At 71.9% G+C, this 17,420-nt stretch carries 18 protein-coding genes and 1 tRNA gene; 6 read left to right on the top strand and 13 right to left on the bottom strand.

All coding sequences use genetic code 11. From position 1 onward, the window contains the following. Nucleotides 1–35 precede the first annotated feature (35 nt). Nucleotides 36–926, bottom strand: a complete 891-nt coding sequence (locus tag ACQ86L_RS05565; protein WP_434318017.1) for a M48 family metalloprotease — start codon at nt 924–926, stop codon at nt 36–38. Between the two features lie 7 nt (nt 927–933). Continuing rightward, complete coding sequence (locus tag ACQ86L_RS05570; RefSeq protein WP_345834471.1) at nt 934–1,500, bottom strand: LemA family protein; 567 nt, start codon at nt 1,498–1,500, stop codon at nt 934–936. Nucleotides 1,501–1,652: 152 nt separating this feature from the next. On the opposite strand from ACQ86L_RS05570, the gene ACQ86L_RS05575 reads away from it, so the two are divergent. From ACQ86L_RS05575 to ACQ86L_RS05590, 4 genes are read left to right on the top strand one after another with little or no spacing between them, the layout of a single operon-like run. After that, nucleotides 1,653–2,021 carry a TetR/AcrR family transcriptional regulator gene (locus ACQ86L_RS05575; protein ID WP_434318018.1) on the top strand — a complete coding sequence of 123 codons (369 nt, stop codon included), beginning with the start codon at nt 1,653–1,655 and terminating at the stop codon, nt 2,019–2,021. Beyond that, nucleotides 1,940–2,287, top strand: coding sequence for a hypothetical protein (locus tag ACQ86L_RS05580; RefSeq protein WP_434318849.1), 348 nt, complete (start codon nt 1,940–1,942; stop codon nt 2,285–2,287). The genes ACQ86L_RS05575 and ACQ86L_RS05580 overlap by 82 nt, the downstream gene beginning before the upstream one ends. An 8-nt stretch (nt 2,288–2,295) precedes the next feature. After that, complete coding sequence (locus ACQ86L_RS05585; protein WP_434318019.1) at nt 2,296–3,147, top strand: ABC transporter ATP-binding protein; 852 nt, start codon at nt 2,296–2,298, stop codon at nt 3,145–3,147. Next, the gene (locus ACQ86L_RS05590; RefSeq protein WP_434318020.1) at nt 3,144–3,935 is read left to right on the top strand and encodes an ABC transporter permease; all 792 of its coding nucleotides are present in this window, start codon (nt 3,144–3,146) and stop codon (nt 3,933–3,935) included. The genes ACQ86L_RS05585 and ACQ86L_RS05590 overlap by 4 nt, the downstream gene beginning before the upstream one ends. Nucleotides 3,936–3,952: 17 nt before the next feature. Here ACQ86L_RS05590 and ACQ86L_RS05595 read toward each other — a convergent pair whose 3' ends face one another. From ACQ86L_RS05595 to ACQ86L_RS05610, 4 genes are all read right to left on the bottom strand, one after another. Further along, a complete protein-coding gene (locus ACQ86L_RS05595; protein WP_434318021.1) occupies nt 3,953–5,266 on the bottom strand; it encodes a D-arabinono-1,4-lactone oxidase in 1,314 nt (437 codons plus the stop codon). Continuing rightward, a complete protein-coding gene (locus ACQ86L_RS05600; protein ID WP_434318022.1) occupies nt 5,263–6,540 on the bottom strand; it encodes an amino acid deaminase/aldolase in 1,278 nt (425 codons plus the stop codon). Before ACQ86L_RS05600 ends, ACQ86L_RS05595 begins: the two co-directional genes overlap by 4 nt. Further along, the gene (locus tag ACQ86L_RS05605; RefSeq protein ID WP_434318023.1) at nt 6,540–7,472 is read right to left on the bottom strand and encodes an MFS transporter; all 933 of its coding nucleotides are present in this window, start codon (nt 7,470–7,472) and stop codon (nt 6,540–6,542) included. The genes ACQ86L_RS05600 and ACQ86L_RS05605 overlap by 1 nt, the downstream gene beginning before the upstream one ends. A gap of 321 nt (nt 7,473–7,793) precedes the next feature. Next, the gene (locus ACQ86L_RS05610) at nt 7,794–8,447 is read right to left on the bottom strand and encodes a TetR/AcrR family transcriptional regulator (RefSeq protein WP_434318024.1); all 654 of its coding nucleotides are present in this window, start codon (nt 8,445–8,447) and stop codon (nt 7,794–7,796) included. A gap of 196 nt (nt 8,448–8,643) precedes the next feature. On the opposite strand from ACQ86L_RS05610, the gene ACQ86L_RS05615 reads away from it, so the two are divergent. Next, nucleotides 8,644–10,827, top strand: coding sequence for an Ig-like domain-containing protein (locus tag ACQ86L_RS05615; RefSeq protein ID WP_434318025.1), 2,184 nt, complete (start codon nt 8,644–8,646; stop codon nt 10,825–10,827). A 19-nt stretch (nt 10,828–10,846) separates the two neighbouring features. Here ACQ86L_RS05615 and ACQ86L_RS05620 read toward each other — a convergent pair whose 3' ends face one another. Beyond that, nucleotides 10,847–11,218 (bottom strand): YchJ family protein, encoded by a 372-nt coding sequence (locus ACQ86L_RS05620; RefSeq protein WP_434318026.1) that lies wholly within the window; start codon nt 11,216–11,218, stop codon nt 10,847–10,849. A gap of 401 nt (nt 11,219–11,619) precedes the next feature. On the opposite strand from ACQ86L_RS05620, the gene ACQ86L_RS05625 reads away from it, so the two are divergent. Then, a tRNA-Leu gene (locus ACQ86L_RS05625) sits at nt 11,620–11,693 on the top strand. A gap of 154 nt (nt 11,694–11,847) precedes the next feature. Here ACQ86L_RS05625 and ACQ86L_RS05630 read toward each other — a convergent pair. The 6 genes from ACQ86L_RS05630 to eno all read right to left on the bottom strand — a co-directional run bounded on the left by ACQ86L_RS05630 (nt 11,848) and on the right by eno (nt 17,327). Next, entirely contained in the window at nt 11,848–13,239 is a 1,392-nt protein-coding gene (locus ACQ86L_RS05630) for an NAD(P)/FAD-dependent oxidoreductase (protein WP_434318027.1), read from the bottom strand. Nucleotides 13,240–13,278: 39 nt separating this feature from the next. After that, the gene (locus ACQ86L_RS05635; protein WP_434318028.1) at nt 13,279–14,577 is read right to left on the bottom strand and encodes a S8 family serine peptidase; all 1,299 of its coding nucleotides are present in this window, start codon (nt 14,575–14,577) and stop codon (nt 13,279–13,281) included. Beyond that, entirely contained in the window at nt 14,556–15,068 is a 513-nt protein-coding gene (locus ACQ86L_RS05640; RefSeq protein ID WP_434318029.1) for a DUF501 domain-containing protein, read from the bottom strand. Before ACQ86L_RS05640 ends, ACQ86L_RS05635 begins: the two co-directional genes overlap by 22 nt. Nucleotides 15,069–15,089: 21 nt before the next feature. After that, nucleotides 15,090–15,605, bottom strand: coding sequence for an FtsB family cell division protein (locus ACQ86L_RS05645; RefSeq protein ID WP_434318030.1), 516 nt, complete (start codon nt 15,603–15,605; stop codon nt 15,090–15,092). Nucleotides 15,606–15,713: 108 nt separating this feature from the next. Further along, the gene (locus tag ACQ86L_RS05650; RefSeq protein WP_434318031.1) at nt 15,714–15,935 is read right to left on the bottom strand and encodes a hypothetical protein; all 222 of its coding nucleotides are present in this window, start codon (nt 15,933–15,935) and stop codon (nt 15,714–15,716) included. Between the two features lie 111 nt (nt 15,936–16,046). Continuing rightward, a complete protein-coding gene (gene eno / locus ACQ86L_RS05655) occupies nt 16,047–17,327 on the bottom strand; it encodes a phosphopyruvate hydratase (protein WP_434318032.1) in 1,281 nt (426 codons plus the stop codon). Nucleotides 17,328–17,420: the final 93 nt, after the last annotated feature.

Consider the following 17,420-nt stretch of genomic DNA (forward strand, 5'->3'; position numbering starts at 1 on the left):
AATGGCGCCGCCGAAGTGGACATTCGGCACGAATGTCAGAAGGTCGAGCCCATCTTCTCGAGGCGGTCGACGCGCTCGGGGATGGGCGGGTGCGTCGAGAACAGCCGGCTCATCAGGCTGGGCCGGAGCGGCTCCGCGATCCACAGATGCGCCATGCTGCTGTTCTGGCGGCGCATCGGCCGGCCGTAGTCCTGCAGCTTGAGCAGCGCGCTCGCGAGCGCGTCCGGGTGCCTCGTCGTCATCGCCCCGGTGGCGTCGGCGAGGTACTCGCGCTGGCGGGAGACCGCGAGCTGCACGAGCGTCGCGACCAGCGGCGCGATGATCGCGGCCACCAGGCCGAAGACCAGCACGATCGGGTTGCCGCCGCCGCCGTTGTTGTTGTTGCGGTTGTTGCCGCCGAAGAAGGCCATCCGCACGAAGATGTCGGCGATGAGCCCGATGGCGACGGTCAGGCCGAAGACGATCATCGACAGCCGGATGTCGTAGTTGCGCACGTGACCGAGCTCGTGCGCCATCACGCCCTCCAGCTCGGCGTCGTTCATGATGTCGAGCAGGCCGGTGGTCGCGGCGACGGAGGCGTGCTGCGGGTCGCGCCCGGTGGCGAACGCGTTGGGCGCGGGGTCGTTGATGATGTAGACCGCCGGCATGGGCGTCCCGGTCGTGATCGAGAGGTTCTCGACCACGTTCCAGAGCCGCGGGTTGTCGGCCTTGGTGATCGGCACGGCGCCGGACATGCTGAGCGCCTGGCTGGAGGCCATGAAGTACTGGAACACGGCGTAGACGATCGCGCCGATCCCGACCCAGGCCAGGATCGCCCAGCTGTTGTAGATGACCGAGAACAGCCAGCCGAGCGCACCGATGAGGAGCAGGAACAGCAGGATGATGAAGACGGTGTTGCGCTTGTTCCTGGCGATTGCCCTGTACATCGACGCCCTAGAACTGAACGCGCGGCGGCTCGGCGATCGCCGCCAGGTTGTCGACCTCGAAGAACTCGCGCTCGCTGAAGCCGAGACGGCGGGCGAACAGGTTGTTCGGGAAGACCCGGATCTTGGTGTTGAACTCGCGCACACCGCCGTTGTAGAACCGGCGCGAGGCCTGGATCTTGTCCTCGGTGTCGACCAGGTCGGCCTGCAGGCGCAGGAAGTTCTGGCTCGCCTGGAGCTGCGGGTAGGCCTCCGCCACGGCGAAGATGCTCTTCAGCGCGGTCTGCATGTGCCCCTCGGCCACGGACGCGTCGCCCGGCGTCTGCGCCGACAGCGTCTCGGCGCGGGCCTTGGTCACCGACTCGAAGACCCCGCGCTCGTGCGCGGCGTAGCCCTTGACCGTCTCGATCAGGTTCGGGATGAGGTCGGCACGACGCTTGAGCTGCACCGTGATGTCGCTCCACGCCTCGTCCACCCGCACCTTGAGCGTGATGAGCGAGTTGTACGTTGCCCAGAAGTAGATTCCGATGATCGCGACGAGCACGACGACGATGATGACCGGAATGAGCCATTCCATTGCGGGAACTCCTAAGCGTGTATGCGCCGATCGACTGCGCTGAACAGCATCCTAACCGGGACGGATGCGCCTCCCACGGGCTTCCCATCACACTCGAAGCAACCGCAATGCGGATGGACAGGGCACCAGGTCCGGGGTGCACAATGGCACTCGTGAGTGAGCTCGCCGAACGCCGCAGGAGGGGCCGGCCGCGCAAGGAGCGCGGGGCGGCCTCCACCCGTTCGGCCATCGTGCGCGCGGCGGCCGACGAGTTCACCGAGCGCGGCTACGAGGCGGCGTCGCTGCGCGCCGTCGCGAGGCGCGCGGGCGTCGACTCCGCCCTCGTGCACCACTACTTCGACGACAAGGCCGAGCTCTTCGCGGCCACGCTGGAGGCCCCCTGCGGCCCGACCGGGTGCTCGACGTCGTCCTCGGCGCGCCCCGGGAGCAGGTCGGAGAGATGCTGGTGCGCTACCTGCTCACCCAGTTGGAGGACGAGCGCGCGGCCGGCCGGATGGTGCTCATCCTCCGGACGGTGCTGAGCAGCGGCCCGGGCACGCGGATGCTGCGCGAGTTCCTGACCCGCGAGGTGTTCACCCGGCTGGCGGCGCTGACGCACTCCGACGACGCCGACCTCCGCGCCGACCTGGCCGCGTCGCAGGTGGTCGGGCTGATGATGACGCGCTACGCGCTCAAGCTCCAGCCGGTCGCGAGCGCGGCCCCCGACGAGCTGGCGCGGCGGGTGGGGCCGGTCATCCAGTGGCATCTGTTCGGGGATATTGACGGAGGGCGCGGTCCAGGCGAATAATTCATCACATGATGAATTCATCGTCCTCCGTGCGCGACGACCTCGTCAGCGACGCCGCCGTCGTCATCGACGGGCTGCGCGTGAAGCGCGGCCGGACGACCGTGCTCGACGGGCTCGACCTGCACATCCCGCGCGGTCAGGTCGTCGGCCTGCTCGGCCCGAGCGGCTGCGGCAAGACGACGCTCATGCGCTCGATCGTCGGCGTCCAGCGCGTCGCGGGCGGCACGGTCGAGGTGCTCGGCCAGCCCGCCGGCTCGGCCGCCCTGCGGCACCGGGTCGGCTACGTGACCCAGGCGGCGAGCGTCTACGACGACCTGACCGTGCGGCAGAACCTGGCGTACTTCCGCAGTGTGCTCGGCGCGGGCAAGGCGGACGTCGAGCGCGCCATCGAGGCGACGGACCTCGGCCCGAACGCCGGCCGGCTCGTCTCCACCCTCTCGGGCGGGGAGCGCAGCCGCGTCTCCCTCGCCGCGGCGCTGCTCGGCTCCCCCGACCTCCTGGTACTGGACGAGCCGACGGTCGGCCTCGACCCGCTGCTGCGCGTCGAGCTCTGGACGCTGTTCCATCGGCTCGCGGACGGCGGCACCAGCCTCCTGATCTCCAGCCACGTGATGGACGAGGCGACCCGTTGCGACCGGCTGCTGCTGATGCGGGAGGGCGCCATCCTGGCGGACACGACCCCGGAGGAGCTGCTCGCCGAGACCGGCGCGGCGGACGCGGAGGGCGCCTTCCTGACGCTGCTGCGCAGGCACCACCCGCGGCACGCGATCGGCGAAGGGACCGAGGACGGCGAGCCCACGGAGACCGATCACGAGGAGAACCAGCACGAGGAGACCGGGCACGGGGAGGCCGCGCGATGAACCCCACCCGCACCCTCGCGACCGCCGGCCGCGTGCTCACCCAGATCCGGCACGACCCGCGCACGATCGGCCTGCTGGTGGTCGTGCCGAGCCTCCTGATCGGCCTGGTCGCCTGGATCTTCACGGACACGCCGGTGTTCGCCACGATCGGGCCGGCCATCGTGGCGCTGTTCCCGTTCATCGTCATGTTCCTGGTCACCAGCATCACGACGCTGCGGGAGCGCCGCACCGGCACGCTGGAGCGGCTGCTGTCGATGCCGCTCGGCCGCGGCGACTTCATCCTCGGCTACACCCTCGCCTTCGGGCTGCTCGCGATCGTCCAGTCGCTGGTCGCGGTCGGCTACGCCGTCTGGGTGTGCGGCCTGGAGATCAAGGGAGACCCCTGGCTGATGGTGGCGGTCGCGGTCACCGACGCGGTGCTCGGCAGCACGCTCGGCCTGTTCGCGAGCGCGTTCGCGCGCACCGAGTTCCAGGTGGTGCAGTTCATGCCGGTGATCGTGTTCCCGCAGATCCTGCTCGGCGGCATCTTCATCCCGCGCGACCAGCTCCCGGACGGCCTCCGCCAGATCAGCGACTGGCTGCCGCTCTCGCACGCGGTGGACGCGCTCAACGCGGTCTCCACGGGCTCGCACGACGCCGCCTACATCGGCGGCCAGCTCCTCATCATCGGCGGCTTCGCCGTCGCCGCCGTCGTCGTCGGCGCCCTCACCCTCCAACGCCGCACCCCTAGCCCCCAGCCACCAATTCCGGAGTTGTGTACGCCCGAACACGGCGTGTCGCGTGCATAACTCCGGAAGAGATTGCGTCAGGGGCCGAGGGTGCGGCGGAGGTAGGCGTTGTCGAAGCGGCGGTCGGGGTCGAGGCGGTCGCGGGCGGCGAGGAAGGCGTCGAAGCGGGGGTAGGCGTCGCGCAGCGAGTCGGCGTCGCGGGTGTGCATCTTGCCCCAGTGCGGGCGGCCGGCGTGGGCGGTCATGATCTCCTCGACGGCGGCGAAGTACTCGGTCGGGTCCTCCCGGAAGTATCGGTGCACCGCGATGTAGCCGGTCTCGCGACCGTGCGCCGTCGAGAGCCAGTTGTCGTCGGCCGCCGCCGAGCGCACCTCGATGGGGAACGAGATGCGCCAGCCCCTCCGCTCGATGAGGGCCTTCACCTCGGCGAGCGCACCGGGCACGGCCTCCCGCGGCAGCGCGTACTCCATCTCGCGGAAGCGCACGCCGCGGTTGGTGACGAACACCCGCGGCGAGTGGTCGGTGAAGTCCCGGTTCCCGGTGAGCTTCTGGGCGAGCCGGCTGAACGGCGGGATGATGCCGGGCACCGCCGTCCCGACCGCGCAGACGCCGCGGTAGAGGCCATTGGCGAGCAGTTCGTCGTCCAGCCAGCGTCCGGCCCTCGACAGCGGGGCGCGCGGCTCGGTGAGCGGCAGCCGGGTGTTCGTCTTGGTCAGGCCGGTCTCGGTGTGCGGGAACCAGTAGAACTCGAAGTGGTCCTCGCGCGCCGAGCGCTCCAGGTAGCTGTCGAGCACCTGCTGCAGCGGCTCCGGACGCTCGACCGCCTTGAGCAGGTACGCCGGGACGCACTGGAGGGTGATGTCCACGATGACCCCCAGCGCGCCGAGCCCGAGGCGGACGGCGGGCAGCAGGTCGGCGTTCTCGTCCTCGCTCACGGTCAGCAGCTCACCGGTGCCGGTCACGAGCGTGACCGCGACGATCTGGGTCGCCAGGCCGCCGAAGGAGCCGCCCGTGCCGTGCGTACCGGTGGAGGTCGCGCCCGCGATGGTCTGCCGGTCGATATCGCCCATGTTCTGCAGCGCCAGGCCGTAGGGGCGCAGCAGCCGCGGCAGCTGGTGCAGGCGCGTGCCCGCGGCCAGGCGCACCCGGCCGCGTTCCAGGTCGACGTCGAGGACGCCGCTGACGTCCTCCAGGTCGAGCAGCACGCCGGGCGCCGCGGCGATGCCGGTGAAGCTGTGCCCGGCGCCCACCGCCTTGATCCGCATCCCCTGGTTCGCGGCCGCCACGACCGCGCGCTGGACGGCCTCCGCGTCGCGCGGGCGCTCGACGCGCTGCGGACGGATGGACTCGCTGCGGCCCCAGTTCCGCCAGACGGCCCCGTTCGCCGTCACAGGAACACCTTCCCCTCGCCGCGGTAGCTCGGCGCGGAGCCGACAACGGCCGCCCGGCCGTCCACTGTGTCCACCAGGTGGAAGTCGTCCACGTGCTCGCTGAGCTCCCCCGACTTCGTGTGCCGCAGCCAGACCCGGTCGCCGACGCGCAGGATGCCCGCCGCCGTGCCCGTGACCGGGGTCTGCACCTCGCCGGCCATCTCGCGGTCGACCATCGACAGCCCGGTCGGCCACTCGATCTTCGGGAGCCGGTCCGCTCCGGGAGGGCCGGAGGCGATCCAGCCGCCGCCGAGCAGGGTGGCCGTGCGCTCGTCGGGCCTGCGCACCACGGACAGGGCGAACGACGCCGCGGGCGCGGGCCGGAAGCCGCGATAGGTGTCGAACAGGTGTCCGCCGAACAGGCCGCTGCCCGCGGCGATCTCGGTCACCGACGGGTCGGAGGCCGTGAACTCCAGCGAGCCGGTGCCTCCGCCGTTCACGAACGCCAGGTCGGCGATCGCGCGCACGGCGGCCACGGCCTCCCCGCGGCGGGCGATCAGCTCCTCGCGCGAGCTCTTCTGCATCCAGCGCAGCGTCGCGCCCCACGCCGGGCGTCCAGGCGGGTTGTCGCCCTGCCCGGCGATCTGGGCCTCGTAGCCCATCATCCCCACCAGCGCGAAGCCGGGTCGCCGCACGATGACCTCCGCGACCGCCCGCACCGTCTCGACGCTGTGCAGCGGCGAGCGGTAGACGCCGATGTGGCCGAGCACGGGGGCGTCCCAGGAGGAGTCCAGCTCCAGGCAGAGCCGGATCGTCTCCCGTTGCGCCGGCGGCACGACCGCGTCGATGAGGTCGAGGTGCACGACCGAGTCGACCATGAGCGTGACTCGGGAGGCCAGCTCGGGCGAGGCGGCCAGCCGGGCGATCGCGGCGCGGTCGACGGTCGGGTAGCCGACCACGACGTCCTCGATCGGCGCGTGGCCGGCGTCGCCCTCCGCCAGCCACAGGGCCTCGGGCAGCGTGTAGGCGAGCACGCCCGCGTAGCCGGGGAGGGCGAGGACGGCGTCCAGCACCGCGCGCACGCGCACCGACTTGGAGGCCACCCGGATCGGCTTGCCCGCGGCGCGGCGGAGCATGTCGTGCGTGTTGTGGCGCAGCGCGGGCAGGTGCAGCGCGCCGAACGCCGGGTCGAGGCGGGCGGTCGCTGCGCTCAGCGCGGGCCAGAACACGTCGGGCGTGGTCCAGGTGCGCTCGGAGGCGGAAGGCTTGGTGGTCAAGTCGATGAGATCCGTCATCAGCGCACCGCCTTCACCCGTGCGACCGCGAGGGCTCCCGCGAACGCGAACACCCCGGAGAGCACGAACAGCCCGACGAACCCGCCGAGCGCCGCCACGATCGCTGCTCCGAACAGCGGCGCCATCGCCTGCGGCACGGCCGTCGCGATGTTCATGATGCCGAGGTCCTTGCCGCGGTTCTCCGGGTCGGGCAGCACCTGGGTCGCGAGCGCCTGGTCCACCGACAGGAAGCACCCGTAGCCCAGGCCGAGCAGGCCCGCCGCGACCATCGCGACCGACAGCTCCGGCACGAACGCCAGCAGCAGCGCGGCCACGCCCTGCAGCGCCGAGGACACGAACACGAACGCCTTGCGCCTCCCGAGCCGGTCGGAAAGCCGGCCGAGCGCGAGCGAGGCGATGATGACGAACACCATGTAGATGAGGATCAGCACGAGGAGGTCGTCGTCGGCGTGCTCGTCGTGCAGCCCGAACTCCAGGAAGTACAGCAGCAACGACGTCCCGAACGCGTTGCCGAAGTTCACCAGCACCCGGCTCAGCAGCGTCCAGCCGAAGTCGGGGTGCTCGCGCGGGCTGATCCAGAGCCCCTCGATCACGCCGCGGAACGTCATCCGCTCGCGCAGGTGCGGCGGCAGCACCGCGTCCGGGAGGAACAGGAACGGCAGGACGAGCAGCACCAGCAGCACGGCCATGGCGGTGTAGCCGACCAGGGCGCCGACGAACACGTAGGTGACGAGCGAGACGCCGAGGATGATCCCGATCGCCTGCGGGGCGCTGATCCAGCCGGAGACATAGCCGCGCTGGCCCACCGGCACCTGGTCGGAGATCGTCGCGGTCAGCGCCGCCGTGAGGACGCAGAACCCGGTGAGCGCGAGCGACCAGAAGACGCCGATCCCGACCATCGTCGTCTGTAGGCCGAGTACGACCAGCGACACTGCGAACAGCGCCGCTCCCCCGGCGACCCACGGGCGACGGCGACCAGACTCGGCTGGTGGTGCGGTCCGAGAGCGCTCCGGTCAGCGGGTACGCGACGATCGCGCAGACGCCGGAGATGCCGGAGATGATGCCGAACGCGACCACGTTGTCCACCCAGTAGCTCGTGTGCAGCTGCGCCTGCACCTGGTCGGGCAGCAGCTTCTGGATGGGCGCGAGCTGCGCCATCCAGACGCCCAGCCAGGCGACGGCGAAGGCCGCGATCCAGCGGCCGGGGACGCGACGGGTGGGTTCGGCGAAGACGGCCGGCGTCGAGGTGTGGGTCATCGGGCACCTGCGTTCGGGTCGGGGGTGGAGGGGGCGGGGACGGGACGTGGGGCGTCGGCGAGCGCGGCGAGCGCGTCGGCGGCGAAGTCCAGGCTGCGCTCGGCCGCGGCGTCGTCGCGGGTCACCAGCCAAGCGATGGTGAGGCCGTCGGTGAGGGTCACCAGCAGGCGGGCGACCTCGGCGACCGGGATACTCCAGGCGCTGCCGGTCAGTTCGGCGGCGGCGCGCGCGGCGCGTTCGGCGAGCTCGTAGTAGCGGTCGTACTGCTTGCGGGCGAGCGGCGCGAAGCCCGGCTCGCGGAGCGCCCAGTGGGTCAGCTCGAACATCGCCTTCTCGCGGTCGGGGTCGGCGCGCACGCCGTCGAGGTAGTGCTGGAGGCCCGAGCGGATCGCGGCGCGAAGCTCCAGCGGGGCCGTCGCCGGGTCGAGCGCGGGCTCCAGATCGCTCTGCTCCCCCGCCACGACGGTGCTCACGAGCTCGGCCATCAGCTCGTCGCGGGAGGCGAAGACGTAGTGGAAGCTGGCCAGCGGCATCCCGGCCTCCGCGACGATGCGCCGGGTGGTGGCGGCGGCGACGCCGTCCCGCGCGATCACCCGCAGGGCCGCCTGCACGAGCGAGGCGCGCCGTGCTGCCGGGGCGATGCGCGTCATCGAAGCTCCTCACGGTGCCGTCGCGCGTCCTCGCGCGGAGTGGGACAGTTGACCCACTTGTCAGTATGCCGTAAATCCGGCCGGGTAGTTTGACACGAGGCATGTCCTGCCCCTCAAATGGGGTGGAATGCGGGTATTTACGTCGGACGTGTCTCCACCAGTCCGGCCCAGGGGGGCGACCGGGCCGGTCGTCGCTGTGCTGTCCGGATTCGTCGTCGCCGCGCTCGCCTTCGCCGTCGGGTCGATCGCGGGGCTCGCCCCTCCGGCGTCGGCGCAGACCAGCTCCGCATCCAGCGCGTCCCGCAGCATTCCCACCCGCACAGCAACAGCGGATGTCACCGGTCCGTCCCTCGCAGACGCGACCGCACCCGCCGACAACTCCGCCCCGGCCGACACCCCGACCCCGACACCGACGCCGGGGCCGCCGACACTCGACCCGCTGCCGAGCGGCTTGGTCACGACCTTCCCGCTGACCGTGTCCGGAACCGCCGACCCCGGCGACGTCATCGACGTCTCCGGCGGCTCCTCCGCGAGCGCCGCCGGCTCCTGCACAGTGACCGCCGCGGCCGACGGGACCTTCCGCTGCGCCCTGCAGCGCCTCCCCGACGGTCCGGGCGTGCCGGTCCGCGCCGTCTCCCGCTCCAGCGGGCTCGCCAGCAGCGGGCGCGTCGACGTGCTCTCCCCGCCGAGCATCGTGTCCGCTCCGGGCGGGACCAGCGGAGGCGGCATCCGCGGCACGGCCTACCCCGGCGCCTCGGTGACGGTGACCGCCGAGACCGGCGCCTCCTGCACCTTCCCCGCGGACAGCGCGGGCAACTGGGGCTGCGTCGTCCCGGGGCTCGGCGACGGCCGGCACACGGTCTCCGCCACCCAGGTGGCCCCGTTCTCGTCCACGCGATCGGCGCGGAGTCCGGCCGTGGGCGTCGTGGTCGACACCGTCGCCCCGTCGGCGCCGACCATCAGCTCGCCCGCGCCGGGCACGGCGGTCGCCGCGGGCGGCACGATCGGGTTCGGGGGCGCCGGCGAGTCGGGGGCCACCGTCTCCGTCTACGCCAGCACCTCCGCGGGCACGACCGTGGCCTGCACCGCGACGGTCGCCGGGGGCGCCTGGTCGTGCGCCGCGACCCTCCCGGCGGGCGACTACCTGGCCTCCGCGCTGCAGCGCGACGGCGCGGGGAACGTGAGCGCGGGCAGCAACCCCGTCGCCGTCACGGTGGAGGCCGCCGGCGGCGCGACGACGCCGCCGCGGAACCGCACCAGTCCCGCCCCGAACCTGGCGCCGGCGCCCGCGGTGCCCCCGACGACCACGTCCCCGCCCTCCGCGCCGGTCGCGCCGGCGCACCCGAACACCAAGGGCTGGACCTCCACCCCGTTCACGACCGCCTCCGCGCCGGTCGTCACGGCTTCGTCGTTACCCGGCTGGCTGCGCTCGGTCGGGCTGGCGGTCGCCGCACTGCTGCTGCTCGTGCTGCCCGCGCGGCTGCTCGTCGTGTCGCTGGCGCGCCCGCGGGAGCAGCGAGCGGAGCGCGCCTCCCTCTTCGGCCGCAACCGGGCCGCCGCGGAGCTCGGCGAGGCGGACGCGCTGCTCGGCGGGCGCGCGGCGGTCCCGGGTGGCGGGGCGCACGCCGCTCCGGACGGCGCGGCCGCGGAGGGCAGGCAGCCGGTCTGGCTCGCGCCCGTCGTCGGCGTGGCCGCCGCGACGCTCGTGACGCTGTCCACCTCCGTCCACGACGCCTCGGCGTACGTCCGCCTCCTGGTCGCCGTCTCGCTTGCCATCGTCGGGGTCAACGCGATCTGGGTCCTCTCCGCGCGCGGCATGACCCGGCACCTGGGAGTGGCAGTGGCGCGGACGGTCGTGCGGCCCGGCCTCCTCGTGGTCGTCGCGGCGGCCGCGATCGGCTCACGGCTGCTCGGCCTGGAGCCCGCCCTCCTGTTCGGACTCGTGCTCGGGGCGGTGCTCCCCGAGGGGCTGGGGCGCCTCGAACGTGGCCGGACGGCCGCCGTCCAGCTCTCGGCGGTCGCCGCGTTCGGCGTGCTGGCGTGGCTGACCGTGGGCGTCCTGCCGACGCCGTCCGGCGCGGTGTCGGCGTTCCTGGTGGAGCTGGTGAACGCCGTCGCGCTCGTCGCGATCGGTTCGACCGCCCTCGCGCTGCTGCCGTTCGGCCCCCTCGCCGGTCGCGCCGTCCTGCGGTGGTCGCGGCCGCTCTGGCTGGCCATGGCGCTCGTCGTCTACACGGTGCTGTTCGCTCTGCTGCTGCCGGTGACGTCGCTGGCCGAGACCGGGGCGGGTGTCGTCGCCGTCGTGATCATCGCGGTCGTGTTCGCCGCGGTCGCGCTGTCGGTGTGGCTGTGGGAGCGGTACGTGGAGCCCGCGCGCTGACACGGGCGCACGCTTGCGCTCACAGCGCGTCGACGTAGAACCAGTCGCCGCCCTCCCGGACGAACCGGGACACCTCGTTCAGGCTGCCGCGCTCGGCGCCCTTGTAGTACGCGGTGAACGCCACGACGCCGTCCGCGTCGAACGGGCCTCCCCGCTCGGTGTACTCGATATCCAGCCGGTACCAGCGGAGGCCGTCGTCCAGGTCGAGGGCCTGCGGGCGGGTGGACGGATGCCAGCTGCTGAGCAGGTAGGCGGCGTCCCCGAGCGCGAACGCGCTGAACCGCGACCGCATCAGCCGCTCGGCGGTCGGCGCAGGGACTCCGGCGTGCAGGGGACCGCAGCAGTTCGCGTAGGTCTCGCCGCTCCCGCAGGGGCATCGTGTGTCGCTCACCCGGCGAGCCTAGCCGACGCGCTGCGGGCATAAAGGACCCGGCCGGAGCCTTACGTCGGGGGATCTCGGGCTCCAGCCGGGTCGGAGGACACCTCACCAGAAAGGGTGTCGGCACCTAGTCTGCACGGCCCGGGTGGGTGCACCCTTGGGGCGGCCTGAGGGACCTCTCAGCGCGGCGGGCAGCCGTCACGCGGCCTCAGGAGAGGGCGACAAGCTTGAGGGCGGACTGCGGCCCCGCCGGGCCCGGACGCGTATATGGTTGGACGCATGGAAGGCGTGCTCATCGGATTCATCTGGACGGTCATCATCGTCGGCGGCGCTCTCGCGTTAGGCGCCATCGTCCAGATGGTGAAGTCGCCCTACCGCGACCGCTGACGTCGAGCCGCTTCCGCGGACGGATCGCCCCTATAGCCCAATTGGCAGAGGCAGGCGACTTAAAATCGCCCGAGTGTGGGTTCGAGTCCCACTGGGGGCACACTGAGCTGCAGCCCTGAGGGCGCGCTGCTGTGCAGGAAGACACGTCGGGATCTCCTTCGGATAGGGCTTCTGAAGGAGATTTCGGGGCGCGCCGGCCGCATTCCCCTGGCATGCAGAAGGCCCGGTCCTGGGGACCGGGCCTTCTGGGTGGCTTACTTGGCTGCGGCGGGTTCCTTCGCGACGGCCTTCTTCTTGGGGGCCTCGGCCGGGGCGGTCTCGAGGGCCGGCTTCGGGCGGGCGGCGAACTCCTCGAACGCGGCGCGCGGCGTCTGGAGGGCCTCCAGCGAGACGATGTCGCGGCCGAGCCAGAAGTTGTTCCACCAGCCCCACAGGACGCGCCACTTGCGCTCCCAGCTCGGCATCGCCAGGCCGTGGTAGCCGCGGTGGGCGAACCAGCCGAGGACGCCCTTGATGGCCAGCTTGCCGGACTGCAGCACGCCGATGCCGAGGCCGAGACCCGCGACGGCGCCGAGGCTCTTGTGGTAGTACTGGCGCGGCAGCTCGCCGCGGAGGTCCGCGATGATGTTCTTCGCGAGCAGCTTGCCCTGGCGGACGGCGTGCTGGGCGTTCGGCACGCAGTAGCCGCCGACGCCCGCGCCGGTCAGGTCGGGGACGGCCGAGACATCGCCGGCGCCCCAGGCGTCCACGACGATCTCCTCGTCGGTGCCCACGCGCAGGTCGGCGCGCACGCGCAGCCGGCCGCGCTCCTCGATCGGGAGGTCGGTGTGGCGGACCACGGTCGGGTTGGCCATGACGCCGGCCGTCCAGACGATGAGGTCGGTCTCGAAGCTCTCGCCGGTGGACAGCTCGATGCGGCCGTCGACGGCGCTGGTGAGCTGCGTCTCCAGGTGGATCTCCGCGCCGCGCTCGGCGAGGTTCTTGATGACCCAGTGGCTGGTCGGGAGCGACACCTCCGGCATGATCCGGCCCATGGCCTCGATCAGGTGGAAGTGCGTGTCCTCGAACGACAGCTCGGGGTACTTCTTGAGAAGCGCGCTCGCGAAGGAGCGGAGCTCGGCGAAGATCTCGATGCCCGCGAAGCCGCCGCCGACGACGGTGACGGTCAGGAGGCGGTCGCGCTCCGGACCGGCCGGGAGGGTCGACGCCTTGTCGAAGTTCGTGAGCATCTTGTCGCGGATGTACACGGCCTCCTCGATCGTCTTGAGGCCCACGGCCTGCTCGGCGACGCCCGGGATCGGGAAGGTGCGCGACACGGCGCCCGCGGTGACCACGACGATGTCGTACTCGAACTCGTACGGCTCGCCCGCCGCCGGGTGGATGGTCGCCGTCTTGTTCGCGTGGTCGATGTAGCCGACCTTGCCGCTGACGATGTTCGTGCTCGTGAGGTGACGGCGGTGCGAGACCACCGCGTGGCGGGGCTCGATGGAGCCGACGGCCACCTCGGGGAGGAACGGCTGGTACGTCATGTACGGCAGCGGGTCGACCATGGTCACTTCGGCCTCGCCCGAGCGGAGCTGCTTCTCGAGCTTCCACGCGGTATAGAAACCGGCGTATCCTCCGCCGACGATCAGGATTTTGGGCACAGTAATGCGTCTCCTCAACACGAAAGTATGGGTGTTAATCTACCCCCTGCTACGCGCTCGCCTGAAATGCAGCCACGCACCCACCCCGCCGAGGGCGAGGAGTGTGACGAAACCGGACATCAGACCGAACGGCAGCCAGAAGGCGGTGAGGACGCTCCATTGCGGCCAGAAGAACGATGTCCATGCTACAGGTCGTTCCGGGCTGAGCTTCGCGGGCGCCGGCGCGGCCTGCGCGTCCGGCGCCTTCGGGACAGCCGTGGCGGGGGTCTCCGCCCGGCGGTGGATGTGGACCCACTGGGCCAGGTCGCCCATCGGGTTCGCGCTCACGTGCGGCACGGTCGCGGTCACCGCGGCCGCCGCATCGAGCAGCCCGTAGCCGTAGACCGGGCTCGGGACCGTCGTGACGCCGGCCGGCTTCCGTGCGGTGCGGATGATCCGGTTGATGACGTCCGGCGCCTTCAGCCCGGGATGCGCGGCCCGCACGAGGGCGACCGCCCCGGCGACCAGCGGCGCCGCCCCGCTGGTGCCCGCCCACTGCACATAGCCTCCGCCCGGGTTCGCGCCGACCAGCTCCTCGCTCGGCGCGGACACGCCGATCGTGATGCCCTGCGACGACGCGTCGAAGGAGGCCTGCCCGGCCCGGTCGACGCCGGCGACGGTGAGGACGCCCGGGATGGTGGCGGGCGCGCCGACCTCGGTCGTCCCGCTCCCCCGGTTGCCGGCCGCCGCGACGATCACCACGTCATGGGAGAACGCGTACTGGAACGCGTCGTCCCAGCTCGTCGGCCAGTCGAGGGTGTTGCGGGTGAGCGAGATGTTGATGACGGAGGCGCCGCTGTCGACCGCCCAGCGCACCGCCTTCGCGATCTGATCGTCGTTGTCGACGTTCCCGGTCGCCTTGCCGAGCGCCACGGAGGCGCTGAGGATGCTCGCCTGCGGCGCCGCGCCCAGCACCCCGGTGTCGGGGCCGGTCCCGCGCCCGGCGAGCAGGGAGGCCACCCAGGTGCCGTGGTTCGCGGCGTCGCCGTCGCCCAGCGGCTTCTGGCCGTTCGCGGCGCCGACGCCGGACACGTCGGTGCCGCCGGTCACCGCGCCGGCCAGGTCGGGTACGGTCCCGTCGACGCCGGTGTCGATCACCGCGACCTTGACGCCCGCGCCCTTGGTCGTCTGCCAGGCCTGGGCGAAGCCGTACTCGGTCAGCCAGTACTCCAGGTCGCGCACCTGGTCGGCGTGCGCTGCGGTCGCGGGAGCGATCCCCACGACGAGGGCGGCCGCGAGCGCCGTCGCGCCCGCAGCCAGGGTGCGGCGGAGCCGGGTCAGCCGGCCTGGATGCGGCACTCGCACACCTCGGGCGACCACCCGCCCCGCGCGAGCGCCAGGTCGCCGATGGGATTGACGCCGGGGCCGGCGGCGAGCGCATGCGCCGCGAGCGCGTGCAGGCACTTGACGCGGGTCGGCATCCCGCCCGCCGAGACACCGGCGAGCTCCGCCACGACGCCGATCGACTCGCGGTCGGCGAGGTACTGCTCGTGGGCGGCGCGGTACTGGTCGCGCACGTCCTCGTCCTCCGCCAGGAGGTCGTTGTACTCGTTCATCACCTGGGTGGCCTCCAGCTGCGACATCGCGGCGGTGGCGGCGGGGTGCGAGAGGTAGTAGAAGGTCGGGAACGGCGTGCCGTCGTCCAGCCGCGGGGCGGTGGAGACGACGGTCGGGCGGCCGCACACGCAGCGCGCGGCGATCCCCACGACGTTGCGCGCCGGGCGGCCGAGCTGCTCGCTCACGGCCGCGATGTCGGCGTCGGTGACGGGGTCGAACGGAGGTCTGGTCATGTCGTGTCTTGCGTTCCTGGGTTACTTGCTCGGTGCGGGAGTCGGGGCGGGCGCCGGCGTGCTGCCGAGCTGCGCCGGGGTGGCGTCGGTGAGCCCGGCGCCCATCAGCGAGCCGAACAGGGAGCCGACCCAGTCGGTGCGCGTCTTCTGGAGCTTGGAGCTCACCGGAGTGGTGTCGCCCTTCGCCGCGGGGGCGCGGTCGTCGATGACGAGGTAGCTGGTCTCCCCCGGCATCACGTAGTACAGCCGGTCGCGGGCCTGGGCGCGGATGTAGCTCGGGTCGTTCCAGCGGGCGCGCTGCTCCTTGAGCGCGTCCACCTGCGCGGAGAGCTGCTGGACGGCCTTCTGCTGGTCGGCGATCTGCTGGCGCTGCGAGAGGTAGCCCTGCAGCGACGGCGCCAGGATGACGACGGCGAGCACGACGGCCCCCATCATCACGAGCGAGAAGGCGGAGAAGTGCAGGCCGCGCAGCCAGCGCCCGGTCGCCGTCGGCTGCTCGAAGGAGGCGGCGACGCGCTGCGTGCGCGGCTTCGGCATGGCCCCTCCTGCGGTTCTGGGCGGACGTGGAGGACCGGGCGTCCCCGCTGACAATCGTAGGCGATCCGCCCTGAGCGGCAGCCGCGCGGCCGGGGTGTCGCGGGGTGCTCAGTGCGCTGTCAGCATGACGACGAGCCGCACGGCTCCGACGGCGACCAGTCCGAGCCCGCCGAGCGTGAACACCAGCCCGATCGCCCGGGCGTCGCGCGGCCGGAACCGCTCCCGCGCATCCCGGTCGGCGAACAGGGCCGCCGCCCGCTCGGGCCGGCGCAGCAGGTAGGCGCCGAACACGACGAACAGCGCGGCCAGCAGGAGGAACACCCCCAGCACCAGCACCTCCCCGAAACCCCCACTCCCACATCCTCCCAGCTACGCCGAAGGGTGAGTAGTCGCGGAAATCCCTGACGGGATAACCGCGATTACTCACCCTTCGGCGGTAGGTCAGCCCTGGAAGCGGGGGAAGGCGGTGCGGCCGGCGTAGACGGCGGCGTCGCCGAGCTCCTCCTCGATGCGGAGGAGCTGGTTGTACTTGGCGACGCGCTCGGAGCGGGCCGGGGCGCCGGTCTTGATCTGGCCGGCGTCGGTGGCGACGGCGAGGTCGGCGATGGTGGTGTCCTCGGTCTCGCCGGAGCGGTGCGAGAGCACGGCGGTCATGCCGCTGCGCTGGGCCAGCGACACCGCGTCGAGCGTCTCGGTGAGGGTGCCGATCTGGTTGACCTTCACCAGGATGCTGTTGGCGGCCTTCGCCTTGATGCCCTGGGCGAGACGCTTCGGGTTGGTGACGAAGAGGTCGTCGCCGACGAGCTGCAGCTTGCCGCCGAGCTCGGCGTTGAGGAGGGTCCAGCCCTCCCAGTCGTCCTCGGCCAGGGGGTCCTCGATGGAGACCAGCGGGTAGTTCGCCGCGAGCTCCTGGTAGTAGGCGCTCATCTCGGCCGCGGTGCGGTCCTGGCCCTCGAAGCGGTAGACGCCGTTCTCGAAGAACTCGGTGGAGGCCACGTCGAGACCGAGGGCGATCTGCGAGCCGACCGTGAAGCCGGCCTTCTCGATGGCCTCGGAGATGAGGTCGAGCGCCGCGCGGTTGTGCTCCAGCTCGGGGGCGAAGCCGCCCTCGTCGCCGAGGCCGGTGTTGAGGCCCTTCGACTTCAGCAGCGACTTGAGCGAGTGGTAGGTCTCCACGCCCCAGCGCAGGCCCTCGGAGAAGGTCTCGGCGCCGATGGGAAGGACCATGAACTCCTGGATGTCGACGCCGGTGTCGGCGTGGGCGCCGCCGTTGATGATGTTCATCATCGGGACGGGGAGGACGTGCGCGTTGGGGCCGCCGATGTAGCGGAACAGCGGCAGGTCGGCGGAGTCGGCCGCGGCCTTGGCGACCGCGAGGCTGACGCCGAGGATCGCGTTGGCGCCGAGGCGCTTCTTGTTGTCGGTGCCGTCGAGCTCGATCATCGCCTCGTCCACCAGGCGCTGGTCGCTGGCCTCGTAGCCCTCGATCGCCGGGCCGATCTCGTCGAGGACCGCGTCCACGGCCTTCTCGACGCCCTTGCCCAGGTAGCGGTCCTTGTCGCCGTCGCGAAGCTCGTAGGCCTCGAAGGCGCCGGTGGACGCGCCGGATGGGACGGCGGCACGGCTGACCGTGCCGTCCTCCAGCAGCACCTCGACCTCGACGGTCGGGTTGCCACGGGAGTCGAGAATCTCGCGAGCGCCTACAGCTTCGATCTGAGCCACAACAGTCTCCTTGGTGGTTTTCGTGGGTGTCCGAATCAGTCTAGTGACGTCGGGTTAACGGCATTCACGGGGTGGCTGGATGCTTGCGACAAA

Source organism: Leifsonia sp. P73, from assembly GCF_051059105.1.
Classification (GTDB): Bacteria; Actinomycetota; Actinomycetes; order Actinomycetales; family Microbacteriaceae; genus Leifsonia.